Consider the following 12,903-nt stretch of genomic DNA (forward strand, 5'->3'; position numbering starts at 1 on the left):
CGGACTGAAATCATGCTCTCTGACGATCCGAATGCGCTGCCGGACCTCGACCGCTTCGACCGCGCGATTCTGCGCGAGCTCTCGGCCGAGGGGCGGCTGTCGATGACCGAGCTCGCCGCCCGCGTGGGCCTGTCCAAGACCCCGGTCGCCGCGCGGGTGCGGCGACTGGAGGAGGCGGGGGTGATCGCGGGCTATCGCGCGGTGCTCTCGCCCATCCGCCTCGGCCTCGCCCACGTGGTCTTCGTCGAGATCCGCCTCGGCGACACCCGCGAGGCGGCGCTGCGCGCGTTCAACGCCGCCGTGCGCGCGATCCCGGAGGTCGAGGAGTGCCACATGATCGCGGGCGGGTTCGACTATCTCCTCAAGGTGCGCACGCGCGACATCGCCGGCTATCGCGTGGTGCTGGCGGACCGGATCTCGGCGCTGCCGCATGTGGCCTCCTCCTCGACATATGTCGCGATGGAGGCGGTCAAGGACGACGCCCCGATCGGCGAGATCTGAGGCCCGCCGCGCAGGCCGCCCTGCGGGCGGCGCCGCGCCTGCGGCGCGCGGGCGGGAGGGGGGCCGCGGCGCCCTGTCCGGGGCCGGCGCGCCCGCTTGACGGTCCCCGCGGGCCGGCGCAGGGTCCGCGGCATGAGCCAGTCCACGCCTTCGGCGATCGTGGTGGGCGCGGGGGTCGTGGGCCTCTGCACCGCCTGGTCGCTCGCCCGCCGCGGGGCCGCCGTCACGGTGGTCGAGCGCGGGTCCGTCCCCGATCCGCGCGCCGCCTCCTGCGATCATCACCGCATGATCCGGCTGAGCTACGCCGACCCCGGCTACTGCGCCCGGATGACCGAGGCCTACGCGGCGTGGGAGGCCCTGTGGGCCGACCTGCCGGGCCCCGCGACCCGCTACTACCACGAGCGCGGCGTGCTGACCCTGAGCCGCGAGCCCGGCGACTGGGGCGACCGCGCCCGCGCCGCGATGGAGACCGCCGGCCAGCCCTACGAGCGGCTGGCGCCCGGCGAGCTGGCCGAGCGCTTCCCGCATCTCGAGCCCTCCAACGAGGGCTACGGCTTCGTCTCCCGCGGCGGCTGCCTGATGGCCAACCACATCCTGGTGGACCTGGCCGAGCGGCTGCGGGCGCAGGGCGTCTCGATCCTCGAGCAGTCGCCGGTGAGCGCCATCGACGCGGAGGCGGGGGAGGTCTCGCTCGCCGACGGACGCGTGCTGTCGGCCGACGTGGTGGTGCTGGCCGGCGGCGTGGGCGCGCAGGCGCTGGCGCCGGACCTGCTGCCCGAGCTCTGGGCGCGGCGCACGGTGATCCTCTACGCCGATCCGCCCGCGGACCTGGCCGAGGCCTGGGCCTCCGCCCCCTGCTGGACGGATCTGGGCGGCGAGGACGACCTGTGGGGCCTGCCCCCGGTGGACGGGCTGCCGCTGAAGCTGGGCTGCGCCACGATGGGGCGCGACCGGCCCGACCCCGAGGACCGCACCATGCAGGCCGCCGAGATCCAGCGGATGCTCGACGTCTACCGCGGCCGCTTCCGCGACATCGACCGCTTCCAGGTGCGCTGGGGCCAGGCGAACCACTTCACCTGCGCGCCCGGCGACCGCTTCGTGCTGAAGCGGCGCGACCGGCTCTGGGCCGTCTCGGCCGACTCCGGCCATGGCTTCAAGTTCGGCGCCCTGAGCGGCGAGGACGTGGCCGCCGCGGCGCTGGGCGAGGCGCCCGAGGCCGAGGTCGCCCGCCGCATGGCCGCGCTGCCCGCCTGATCGCCCGACGTCGCGCCGGGGGCCGCCCGCGCGCCGCCCCCGGCGCGCTTCCCGCCCGCCCACCCCGGCGCGCCGGGGGCGGCGCGCGGACTCGTGCGGCTCATTCGTTGACTCTGTCCACGAATCCGGTGACGATGTCATCGGAAGGGGAGGGCCGCCATGACCGCCGAGATCGCCCGGGTTGAAACGGAGACCGATGCCGCGACTTGTCCGCCGGACCGCCGACGCGACCGCGACGCGGTGCGCCGCTTCAACCGTTTCGCCACCGCCTATGCGGGCGCGTTGAACGAGCGGCTGAACGGCTCCGAGTTCTCGCTGGCCGAGGCGCGGGTTATCTGGGAGCTGCGCCATGCCGAGGCGCCGCCCACCGCCGCCGCCCTCGCCCGCTCGCTGGACCTCGACCCCGCCTATCTCTCGCGCCTGCTCGCCCGCCTGACCCGGCGCGGCCTGGTCGAGACCGCGCCCGGCGAGGACCGGCGCACCCGCTCCCTCGCCCTCTCGCCGTCGGGGCTCGCCGCCGCGGCGGAGCTGGAGGCGGGCTCCGACCGGCTGGCCGACGCGACGCTCGACCGGCTCTCGCCCGAGGCGCGCGCCCGCCTGCGCCGGGCGATGGCGGAGGCGGAGGCGCTGCTCTCCGCCGCCCCCGCGCCCGCGCCCGGGCCGGTGATCCTGCGCGACCTGCGCCCCGGCGACATGGGCTGGATCGTGCACCGCCACGGCGCCCTCTACGCCGCCGAATACGGCTGGGACGCGCGCTTCGAGGCCGCCGTCGCCCGCATCGCCGCCGACTGCATCGAGGCCGCCGACCCGCGCAGCCACCGCGCCTGGATCGCGGAGCGGGACGGAGAGATCCTGGGCTCCGTCTTCCTGGTCCCCGGCGGTCCCGGCGCGGGCAAGCTGCGGATGCTCTACCTCGAGCCCGCGGCGCGCGGCCTCGGCCTCGGCCGCACGCTGGTTCGCGAGGTGATCCGGGCGGCGCGGGAGAGGGGGCTCTCCCGCCTCGACCTGTGGACCCATTCGTGCCTGTCGGCCGCGCGGGGCATCTACGCCTCCGAGGGGTTCCGGCTGGTCGCCTCCGAGCCCGGCGCCGGCTTCGGCGCGGGCCCCACGGTGGAGGAGACCTGGAGCCTGGACCTCACCGCCTGAGGCGCCCCCGCCTCTGGCGGGCGGGGACGAAAGATGGCATTCCGCAGGGCGACCCGATCATCCGGAGGACGCCCATGCCCCATATCGTGATCTGCCGCGACAAGCCCGGCGCGCTGGACCTGCGGCTCGCCACCCGCGAGGCGCACCTGGCCTACATCGCCGACACCGGCGCCGCCGCCTTCGGCGGGCCGATGCTGGGCGAGGACGGCAAGCCCTGCGGCTCGGTCCTGATGCTGAGCACCGACGACCGCGCCGAGGCCGAGGCCTGGGCCGCCGGCGATCCCTACGCCAAGGCGGGCCTGTTCGAGTCGGTCGAGATCAAGGGCTTCGTCCACGTGGTGGGCAAGTGATGCGCTACTGGCTGTTCAAGTCCGAGCCAAACACCTGGGGCTGGGAGGACCAGGTGGCGAAGGGCGACGAGGGCGAGCCCTGGGACGGGGTGCGCAACTACCAGGCCCGCAACAACATGCGCGAGATGTCGGTGGGGGACCTCGGGTTCTTCTACCACTCGGTGAACGAGAAGCGGGTGATGGGCGTGGTCGAGGTCATCGCCCCCGCCGCCCCCGATCCCAAGACCGACGATCCGCGCTGGGAATGCGTGACCATCAAGGCGGTGGCCCCGTTCCCGCGGCCGGTGACGCTGGCCGAGTGCAAGGACGAGCCGCGCCTCGCCGAGATGTTCCTGGTCAAGAACACCCGCCTCTCGGTCCAGCCGGTGACGGCGGAGGAGTGGAAAGTGGTCTGCGAGATGGGCGGCTACGACGGCCCCGGCGCCTGAAGGAGCCTTCCCCCGGTGAAACGAAAACGCCCGGACCGACGGTCCGGGCGTTTCTTGTTCCAGGCCTCGCTCGGGGCTCAGCTGAACTTCTTGTCCTGCGGGAAGCCCCGCGGCGCCATGCGGCCGGTCCCGGCGCGCGGGCCGGTCCATTCCTGCAGCTCGGGGTCGAGCACCGTGCGGGTGCGTCCGCCGCCCATGGTCCACTGAAGGCCCTCGGCGCGGGCGAAGGTGCGCGCGTCCGAGAGGCCGCCGTCCTTGTACTTCTGCAGCCGAACGCCCTTGCCGCGGGCCATCTCCGGCAGCTCCTCGAGCGGGAAAACCAGCAGCTTGCGGTTGTCGCCCACGACCGCGACCGTGTCGCCTGCGACCGGCGCGCAGACGACCGCCTTGTGCGGGGCCTTGGCGTTCAACGCCTGCTTGCCGGCGCGGGTCTGGGCCACCGCCTCGTCCTCGACCAGCACGAAGCCGTCGCCGGCGCTCGAGGCCAGCAGCCGCTTCGCGCCGGGCTTGTGCGGGAAGAGGGCGATCATCTCGTCCTCGTTGGGCAGGTCCACCATCAGGCGCACCGGCTCGCCGGTGCCGCGCCCGCCGGGCAGCTTGTCGGCCGCCAGCGTGAAGAAGCGGCCCGAGGAGGAGAACAGCAGGATCTTGTCCGTCGTCTCCGCGTGGAAGACGAAGCGCGGCCCGTCGCCGTCCTTGTATTTCACCTCGGCGTCCAGCGCCTGGTGGCCCTTCATCGCCCGGATCCAGCCCATCGCGGAGCAGATCACGGTGATCGGCTCGCGCTCGATCATCGCCTCGGCGGCCAGCACGTCCACCCGCGGGGCGTCGGCGAAGGCGGTGCGGCGGGCGCCGAGGGGATAGGGCTCGTAGCTCGCCTTCAGGGCGTCCAGCGCCTCGGGCGTGAAGGCGCCCTTGAAGGCGCGCGGCGCGCCGTATTCGTCGCGGACCTTGCGCAGCTGGTCCGAGATCTGCGCCCACTGCGCGTCCTCGGAGCCCAGCAGCTCCAGCAGGCCGGCGCGCTCCGCGTCCAGCGCGTCGCGCTCGTCGCGGATCTCCATCTCCTCGAGCCGGCGCAGGGAGCGCAGGCGCATGTTGAGGATGGCTTCGGCCTGGACTTCCGTCAGGTAGACGCCGGCGGCGGAGCCCTCGGGGTTCCAGGTCCAGTCGGCTTCGCGGATGAAGCCCCACTTGGACCAGTCCTCGGCCATCAGGGCCTGCTTGGGCTCGTCCTCGTTGCGGATGATCTCGATGACGCGGTCGAGGTTGAGGAAGGCCACGATGTAGCCGCCCAGCACCTCCAGCCGCCGCTCGATCCGCGCCAACCGGTGGTTGGAGCGGCGGATCAGGACCTCGCGCCGGTGGTCGAGGAAGGCGCGCAGCACCTCGCGCAGGTCGCAGACCTTGGGGACCTTGCCGTCGATCAGCACATTCATGTTCAGAGGGAACCGGGTCTCCAGGTCCGTCTGCTTGAACAGCGTCTCCATCAGCACCGCGGGGTCCACGTTGCGCGAGCGGGGCTCGAGCACCACGCGCACGTCCTCGGCGCTCTCGTCGCGCACGTCGGCGAGGATCGGGATCTTGCGGGCGTTGATCAGGTCGGCCAGCCGCTCGATCAGGCGGGATTTCTGGACCTGGTAGGGGATCTCGTCGACGACGATCCGCCAGGTCCCGCGGCCCAGGTCCTCGACATGCCAGCGCGCGCGCAGGCGGAAGCCGCCGCGCCCGGTCCTGTAGGCGTCGAGGATCGAGGCCCGGTCCTCCACCACCACGCCGCCCGTGGGGAAGTCCGGCCCGGGCATCTTCTCGAGCAGGGTCTCGATCTCGGCGTTGGGGTGCTTGATCAGGTGCAGCGCGGCCGAGGCCACCTCGCCCGCGTTGTGCGGCGGGATCGAGGTCGCCATGCCCACCGCGATGCCCGAGGCGCCGTTGGCGAGCAGGTTGGGGAAGGCGCCGGGCAGGACGACCGGCTCCTCCTCCTCGCCGTCGTAGGTCTGGCGGAGGTCGACGGCGTCCTCGTCCAGCCCCTCCATCATCAGCACGGCGACCGAGGTGAGGCGGGATTCCGTGTAGCGCATCGCCGCCGCGCTATCGCCGTCGACGTTCCCGAAGTTCCCCTGGCCGTCGACCATCGGGTAGCGGACCGCGAAGGTCTGGGCGAGGCGCACCAGCGCGTCGTAGACCGCGGTGTCGCCGTGGGGGTGGTACTTGCCGATCACGTCGCCGACGACGCGGGCGGATTTCTTGTAGCCCTGGTTGGGGTCCATCCGCAGCAGGCGCATCGCCCACAGGATGCGGCGGTGGACGGGCTTCATCCCGTCGCGCGCATCCGGCAGCGCCCGGTGCATGATGGTCGAGAGCGCGTACTGAAGGTAGCGCTCGCCCAGGGCGCGGCGCAGCGGCTCGGCGCTGATCGCGCCGCCCCCGTCTCCGCCCCCGATGTCGTCTATGTCGATGTCGTCGGCCATATATGTTGTGTAGCTTGCCGGCGGCCGAAACGTCCAGCGGACATTCCGGCCCAGCCGCGGGAAGGGCGTGTCGGCCGCGGCCTAGGCCCTTGGCGGGGCCGAGGCAACCCGTCTCCCCGCGTCGGGCCTCAGACCTGCATCGCGGGCAGGGCGCCGATGGTCTGCAGTGCGTTCAGCACCGCGTCCACCGCCACCGCGGCCAGGATCATCCCCATCACCCGGCTGATGACCGAGGCGCCGGCGTCCCCGATCAGCCGGTGGATGGGGTTGACCGCCAGCATGATCGCCAGCGTCGCCGCCAGCACCACCGCCATCAGCCCCGCGGTCATCGCCTGCTGGGTGACCGAGAAGCGGTCGTTGTCGGTCAGGATCACCACCGCCAGCATCGCGCCCGGCGAGGCGATCGAGGGGATCGCCACCGGGAACACCGCCGTCTGGGTGATCGAGGCGCTGTCGTCGAGATCGCTCTGCGGCTTGCCGGGCCCGAAGATCATGCTCAGCGCGAACAGGAACAGCACGATCCCCCCCGCCAGCTGGAACGAGGGCAGGGGGATGCCCAGCCCCTCGAGCACCAGCTGGCCGGCGAGGATGAAGCCCGTCAGCACCACGAAGGCCACCAGCACCGCGTGCACCGCGATCCGCCGGCGCGCCGCGGCCGAGACGCCGAAGGTCACCGCCAGGAACACCGGCAGCGTGCCGATGGGGTCGATCACCACCCAAAGGGTGATGAAATCTCTCAGGAGCGAGTCCATAGGGGCCATCCACGCTTCACTGCCCAAGGGCGTCTCCCCCGCCGAGGGGCCGCGTCATCAAAATCCAGTCCCGCCCCCAGGGCGTCCAGCCCAGGCCCGCGACCTGGGGCGCGCGCCCGGCCTCGACGAAGCCGAGCCGCAGGTAGAGGCGCTGGGCGTCCCGGTTCGCGTCGTTCACGATCAGCGAGACGCCTGAGAGGCCGCGCGCCGCCGCCTCGGCCTCCGCCGCCGCGATCAGGCGCCGGCCGTGGCCGCGCTCGCGCTCTCCGGGCAGGGCGGCGAGGGTCTTGATGTAGATCGTGCCGGGCGCCCGGGTCTCGAGCGCCACCAGCTCCCGGATCAGGCGGGGCAGGTCCTCGGAGGGCGGCGTGGTCGAGGCCGGGCGCATGACCATCGCGGCCAGCGCGCCGTCGCCCTCGTCCAGCACCAGGACGCCGCCGGTCTCCTCGGCCTCGGCCCAGGCGCGGGCGGCGCCGACGGCCCAGGGGTCGCCCTCCGCCCCCGCCAGCGCGCGCCAGATCCGCCAGGGGATCCCGCATCCGGCCTCGTTGCCCAGGACCGCGAGGGTCGGGGCGTCGAACGGGCGGGCGGGGCGGAGCGGCGGGGCGGGGGGGATCATCCGGGGGCGCGTCCTCGGGTCGGGCAGGGCGGGGGGCGGGGGGCGGGGGGAGAGGGCGGGTCGGGCGGCGGCTTGCAACGCGAAGCGCCGGCCCCGGGGGGTCGGCGCTTGCAGTCTCTAAGCATATGGGGTCGAGGGACGCTTTCCGCGCCCCCCGCGGCCCGGATCAGATCGTCGCGGCGAGCGCCACGGCGGTGTCGGACATCCGGTTCGAGAAGCCCCACTCGTTGTCGTACCAGGTCAGGATGCGGACCATGGTGCCGTCCATGACCTTGGTCTGGTCCATGTGGAACACGGACGAGTGCGGGTCGTGGTTGAAGTCGGTCGAGACCAGCGGCTCGAGCGTGTAGCCCAGCACGCCCTTCAGCTCGCCCTCGGCCGCGGCCTTGATCGCGGCGTTGATCTCCTCGGCCGAGGTCGACTTCTTGGCGATGAAGGTCAGGTCGACGACCGAGACGTTCGGCGTCGGCACGCGGATGGCGACGCCGTCCAGCTTGCCGTTCAGCTCGGGCAGCACCAGGCCCACGGCCTTCGCGGCGCCGGTCGAGGTCGGGATCATCGACAGGGCCGCCGCGCGGGCGCGGTAGAGGTCCTTGTGCATCGTGTCCAGCGTCGGCTGGTCGCCGGTGTAGGAGTGGATGGTGGTCATGAACCCCTTCTCGATCCCCACCGCCTTGTCCAGGACATAGGCCACCGGGGCCAGGCAGTTGGTGGTGCACGAGGCGTTCGAGACGACCTTGTCCTCCTTGGTCAGCGTGCCGTGGTTCACGCCGTAGACGATGGTCTTGTCCGCGCCGCCGGCGGGGGCCGAGACCAGCACCTTCTTGGAGCCGTTCGCCAGGTGCGCCGAGGCCTTCTCCTTGTCGGCGAAGATGCCGGTGCACTCCATGGCGATGTCGACGTCGCCCCAGGGCAGGTTCTTGGGGTCGCGCTCGGCGGTCACCTTGATCGGGCCGCGGCCCACGTCGATCGTGTCGCCCGACACGGTCACGGTGCCGGGGAAGCGGCCGTGCACGCTGTCGTAGCGGATCAGGTGGGCGTTGGTCTCGACCGGGCCCAGATCGTTGATCGCGACGACCTCGATGTCGGTGCGACCGCTCTCGACGATGGCCCGCAGGACGTTGCGCCCGATCCGGCCGAACCCGTTGATGCCAACCTTCACCGTCATGTTCCGATCTCCTCCTGGCGCTGTCTCGGGCGGCGCGTCTGGGGCCGCCCTGCGTGTTCCGCGGCCTGTATATAGGGGCCGATCCCGGGACGGAACCGCCGCCGCGCGGCCTTGACGCCGCGCCCCGGCGCGATTTCGCCGCCCGGCTCGCGATCCGCGCCCCGCGATTAACCCGGCGGTAGCTTCCAGGGAGGAAAAGTCCGCGCGCCGGGCGTGCGGTCCGGCCGCGCCCCGCGCCCCTCGTCCCGGGCGCCGTCCATGGGAGATCAGAATGAGCCCTGCCGCCCCCGTCCCCCGGTCCCTCCGCCGCCTCGCCTCGGGCGCGGCCCTCGCCGCCGCGGCGCTGCTGGTCTCGGCCGGCGCCGCCTTCGCCGGCGCCTCGGAGTTCGACGCGAAGCTGCGCGCGCTGGCCGCCGGCCGCCTCGCCGCCTACGCCGCCGAACCCGCGATCGTCGAGGCGGTGACCGCCCAGAACGCCGCCGGCAAGCCCGACCAGGCCCGCATCGACCAGCTCGACGCCGAGTGGCGCGCCCAGGTCGGCGCCCCGGCCCGGCCGCTGGTCGACGAGGTGATGGGCCGCGCCGCCTCCGCCCGCCTCGTCGCGATCCGCGACGAAAGCCAGGGCCTGATCGCCGAGGTGATTCTGATGGACCAGGTCGGCCTGAACGTCGCGGTCAGCGAGCCGACCTCCGACTACTGGCAGGGCGACGAGGCGAAGTGGTCCGAGACCTATCTCGTCGGCCCCGCCGCCGTGCACGTCTCCGACGTCGAGCTGGACGAGAGCACGCAGACCTACCAGGCCCAGGTCTCGCTGCCGGTGATCTCCGGCGGCGCGCCCGTGGGCGCGATCACCTTCGGCGTCAACGTCGAGTACCTCGACTGAGCCCCACGCCCCTTCCGCCGGCGGCATCGGGCCGCCGGCGTGCACGACCAGCGGAGTTGCACGCATGAGCTCGGCCGCCCCCGTCCCCGCTTCCGCCGCCGACGCCTCGCCCTCGGGCCGGCCGCCGGCCCGGATCGGCCGCCGCATCGCGCTGGCCGCTGCGCTCTTCGCAGGTCTGCTGACCGCGGTGCTCTGCTGGCTCGCCGCGTGGGAGGCCTCGACGCTCGCGCAGCGGATCTACGGCTCAGGCGTCTCGCAGGTGACCGGGCTGACCGCCTCCGGGCTCGGGGGCGCGGTGCGCTTCGGCAAGGCCGACATCGTCGAGGCCGACCTCCAGCGCCTGGCCGATTCGAACGGCGAGAACCTGGTGGGCGCGGCGGTCTACGCGGCCGACGGCGCGGCGCTGGCCTCCGTCGGCCTGCCCCCCGCCTCGCCCGAGCTCGCCGCCGCCGTGCAGGCGGCGCTGGCCTCGGGCCGGTCCTGGGGCGACGCCTCGGGCATGCTGCTGGTCCGCCCGGTGGGCTTCGGGGCCGACCAGGACGTCGTCGGCGCGATCGCCGTGCAATGGAGCGACGGGGTCATCGTCGCCGACATCGTCGCCTCCGCCTGGCGCAACGCCGCCATCGGCATCGGGCTCAGCCTCGCCTTCTCGGCGCTGGCGCTCTACGCGCTGCACGTGGGGCTCTCCAGGCCGCTCTCGGCGATGGAGCATGCGCTGTCCCGCCTGCTCGCCGGCCAGTCCGAGGAGGTGCCCGGCCGGACCCGGCGCGACGAGATCGGCTCCCTCGCCCGCGCGATGACCGCGATCCATGCGCAGGGCCAGGAATCCGCCCGCCTGAAGCGCGCCGTCGACAGCGCCCAGGTCCTGCTGATGGTCGCGGACGACAAGGACCGGATCGCCTACGTCAGCCCCGGCCTGAAGACCGTGCTCCGGCGCGTGACCGACGACGTGCGCCGCCGCGTTCCGGGCTTCGACGTCGAGTCGCTCGAGGGCATGGATTTCAACGTCTTCCATGCCAACCGCGGCCACCAGGCCGGCATGCTGCGCGACCTCTCCAAGACCATCTCGACCGAGATCCGCCTGTCCGAGCGGCGCCTCAGCCTGCGGGTGAACGCGATCCAAGATCCCGCCGGCAAGCGCCTGGGCACCGTCGTCGAATGGCTCGACCGGACCGAGGACCTGGCGCTGCTGGGCGAGATCGACGCCGCCGCCGCGGCCGCCGCCCGCGGCGAGTTCGGCCGCCGCGTGACGCTGGGCACCGGCGCGGACGAGAACCTCGACCGCGTGGGCGCCCAGGTGAACCGCATCTGCGAGACGGTGGACGGCTTCCTGGCCGACGTCGACCGACCGCTCGCCGCCATGGTCGACGGCGACCTCTCCCGCCGGGCGGGGGATCATCACGAAGGCCGCTTCGGCGCCCTCGCGGTCAGCCTCAACCGCACCATCGACCGGCTGGCGGGGCTGGTCGGCGACATCAAGCATGCCGAGACCGCCATCCGCCGCTCCATCGAACAGGTCTCCGGCGGCTCCCGCGATCTCTCGAGCCGCACCGAGGCCCAGGCCTCGGCCATCGAGGAGACCTCCGCCACGGTCGAGGAGATCTCGGCCACCATCGCCACCAACGCCGACGGCGCCCGCGACGCCGCCGCCATGGCCCGCGAAGCGCGCGAGCGCGCCCAGCGGGGCCAGGAGGTGGTGGGCGACGCCGTCTCCTCGATGTCGGAGATCGAGGCGAGCTCCGGGCGGATCGGCGACATCACCGCGGTGATCGACGGCATCGCCTTCCAGACCAACCTCCTGGCCCTGAACGCCGCGGTCGAGGCCGCCCGCGCGGGCGAGGCCGGCAAGGGCTTCGCCGTGGTCGCCTCCGAGGTCCGCACCCTGGCCCAGCGCAGCTCCGAGGCCGCGCGCGACATCAAGGAGCTGATCGCCGCCTCCGGCGCCAAGGTGGCCGACGGCGTGCGCCTGGTGAACGCGACCGGCGAGGCGCTGGGCGGTCTGCTCGACTCGATCTCCAGCATCGCCGGCTCCGTCGAGGACATCGCCCAGGCTAGCAAGGAGCAGGCGACCGGCATGCAGGAGATCACCTCGGCCGTCACCCACATGGACGACGCCACCCAGCGCAACGCCGCCCTCGCCGAGGAAAGCGCCCGCGCCGCGTCCGCGCTGCGCGCCGAATCCGACGCGCTGGCCGAACTGATCGGCTTCTTCCGCAACGCCGACGCCCCCGGCGCCTCGGCCCATCGCGCGGCCTGACGCGATCGGCGCCGGCCGTCCCCGGAAACGCGGACGCCCTCCGACCAAGCGGAGGGCGTCTCGCCTCAGGTCCGAAGATCGCCTCGACGCGCCGTCGCCGGCAGGAAAAGCGGATCGACGCCGCTCCGACGGCCGCCCTCCGGGCGGCCATGGCCGGGCGAAGCCCGGCCTGCGCCACGCCGGCCGAAGGCCCGGCCCGCCGTCGGCGAGCGGCCATCGGCGTTCGCCGACCACACCGTCATCGCCGATCCTCGCGCGTCACGCGCCCGGAGGCGGATCCGCGAAGGCCGCGAAACTGTCGAGGTCGACCGCTTCCACCTCGCGCAGCAGTTCGATGAACCCCTGCGCCTGGTGCGCCGCGATCGCCGCGCCCTTCCCGGCGGTCGCCGCCGAGGCGTCGCCCACCGTCCCGTCCGGGTTCAGGTCCTTGGCGATCCAGCCGTAGGCCACCGATCCCGTGGGCCGCAGCCAGCGGAAGTTCCCCATGCCCTCGGCGCTCGACGCAAAGTCCTTGGCCCGCTCCATCCGCACCAGCTCCGGCCGGAAATGCAGCATCAGCGAGGTCTCCGCGTCCCCGCCATGGATGCCGTAGGTCTTCTCGCGCTCGCTCAGCATCCCCTCGGGATGGCCGAAGGCGCCCCACTGGCAGCGCACCGCCAGCATCCCCGCCCGCACCCGCAGCTCCCGCGCCGCGATCGAGATAAGGTCCAGGTTGCCGCCGTGAGAGTTCACGATGACCAGCTTGCGCACGCCCGCGCGGGCCACGGACAGGCCGATCTCCACCCAGGCGCGCAAGGCCGTCTCGGCGGTCAGCGTCAGGGTGCCGGGGGCGTGGAGGTGCTCGTTCGACTTGCCCACCGCCTGCACGGGCAGGATGCGGATGTCGAGGTCCTCGGGGACCCGCGCGCAGACCTCGCGCAGCATCCCGAGGTTGATCTCGGTGTCCACGCCTACGGGCAGGTGGGGCCCGTGCTGCTCGATGGCCGCGGTGGGCAGGATGGCGATGGTCTTGGCCGGGTCGATGTCGACGTATTCGGTCGTCGAGTAGTCCAGCCAGTGCAGGCGGCGCGTCATCCG

Annotated in this window: 12 protein-coding genes; 7 read left to right on the plus strand and 5 right to left on the minus strand. The window is 73.2% G+C overall.

Annotated elements, in window-relative coordinates:
- Positions 1 to 12: 12 nt before the first annotated feature.
- The 5 genes from P2H44_RS17880 (at position 13) to P2H44_RS17900 (ending at position 3,679) form a co-directional block, all read left to right on the plus strand.
- A complete protein-coding gene (locus P2H44_RS17880; RefSeq protein WP_275765507.1) occupies positions 13 to 501 on the plus strand; it encodes an Lrp/AsnC family transcriptional regulator in 489 nt (162 codons plus the stop codon).
- A gap of 132 nt (positions 502 to 633) precedes the next feature.
- Positions 634 to 1,755, plus strand: a complete 1,122-nt coding sequence (locus tag P2H44_RS17885) for an NAD(P)/FAD-dependent oxidoreductase (RefSeq protein ID WP_275765509.1) — start codon at positions 634 to 636, stop codon at positions 1,753 to 1,755.
- A gap of 159 nt (positions 1,756 to 1,914) precedes the next feature.
- Positions 1,915 to 2,901, plus strand: coding sequence for a bifunctional helix-turn-helix transcriptional regulator/GNAT family N-acetyltransferase (locus tag P2H44_RS17890; protein ID WP_275765510.1), 987 nt, complete (start codon positions 1,915 to 1,917; stop codon positions 2,899 to 2,901).
- 74 nt (positions 2,902 to 2,975) lie between these two features.
- On the plus strand, positions 2,976 to 3,251 hold the full coding sequence (locus tag P2H44_RS17895; protein ID WP_275765511.1) for a YciI family protein: 276 nt from the start codon (positions 2,976 to 2,978) through the stop codon (positions 3,249 to 3,251).
- Positions 3,251 to 3,679 (plus strand): EVE domain-containing protein, encoded by a 429-nt coding sequence (locus P2H44_RS17900; RefSeq protein ID WP_275765513.1) that lies wholly within the window; start codon positions 3,251 to 3,253, stop codon positions 3,677 to 3,679. Before P2H44_RS17895 ends, P2H44_RS17900 begins: the two co-directional genes overlap by 1 nt.
- 77 nt (positions 3,680 to 3,756) lie before the next feature.
- On the opposite strand, the gene P2H44_RS17905 is transcribed toward P2H44_RS17900, so the two are convergent.
- The 4 genes from P2H44_RS17905 to gap form a co-directional block, all read right to left on the minus strand.
- A complete protein-coding gene (locus P2H44_RS17905) occupies positions 3,757 to 6,147 on the minus strand; it encodes a DNA topoisomerase IV subunit A (RefSeq protein ID WP_275765515.1) in 2,391 nt (796 codons plus the stop codon).
- Between the two features lie 128 nt (positions 6,148 to 6,275).
- Positions 6,276 to 6,899 carry a MarC family protein gene (locus P2H44_RS17910; protein ID WP_275765517.1) on the minus strand — a complete coding sequence of 208 codons (624 nt, stop codon included), beginning with the start codon at positions 6,897 to 6,899 and terminating at the stop codon, positions 6,276 to 6,278.
- A gap of 16 nt (positions 6,900 to 6,915) precedes the next feature.
- On the minus strand, positions 6,916 to 7,518 hold the full coding sequence (locus tag P2H44_RS17915; RefSeq protein ID WP_275765519.1) for a GNAT family N-acetyltransferase: 603 nt from the start codon (positions 7,516 to 7,518) through the stop codon (positions 6,916 to 6,918).
- Between the two features lie 166 nt (positions 7,519 to 7,684).
- Complete coding sequence (gene gap / locus P2H44_RS17920; protein WP_275765521.1) at positions 7,685 to 8,686, minus strand: type I glyceraldehyde-3-phosphate dehydrogenase; 1,002 nt, start codon at positions 8,684 to 8,686, stop codon at positions 7,685 to 7,687.
- Between the two features lie 271 nt (positions 8,687 to 8,957).
- Between gap and P2H44_RS17925 the strand changes: the two genes are divergently transcribed.
- The gene (locus P2H44_RS17925; RefSeq protein ID WP_275765523.1) at positions 8,958 to 9,569 is read left to right on the plus strand and encodes a hypothetical protein; all 612 of its coding nucleotides are present in this window, start codon (positions 8,958 to 8,960) and stop codon (positions 9,567 to 9,569) included.
- Positions 9,570 to 9,633: 64 nt separating this feature from the next.
- Positions 9,634 to 11,826: a methyl-accepting chemotaxis protein gene (locus P2H44_RS17930; protein ID WP_275765525.1), complete on the plus strand. Its 2,193-nt coding sequence runs from the start codon at positions 9,634 to 9,636 to the stop codon at positions 11,824 to 11,826.
- Between the two features lie 258 nt (positions 11,827 to 12,084).
- Here the strand turns inward: P2H44_RS17930 and P2H44_RS17935 are convergent, their stop codons facing one another.
- Positions 12,085 to 12,900 (minus strand): creatininase family protein, encoded by an 816-nt coding sequence (locus tag P2H44_RS17935; RefSeq protein ID WP_275765526.1) that lies wholly within the window; start codon positions 12,898 to 12,900, stop codon positions 12,085 to 12,087.
- Positions 12,901 to 12,903 lie beyond the last annotated feature (3 nt).

This window comes from Albimonas marina (assembly GCF_029223255.1).
Lineage (GTDB): Bacteria > Pseudomonadota > Alphaproteobacteria > Rhodobacterales > Rhodobacteraceae > Albimonas.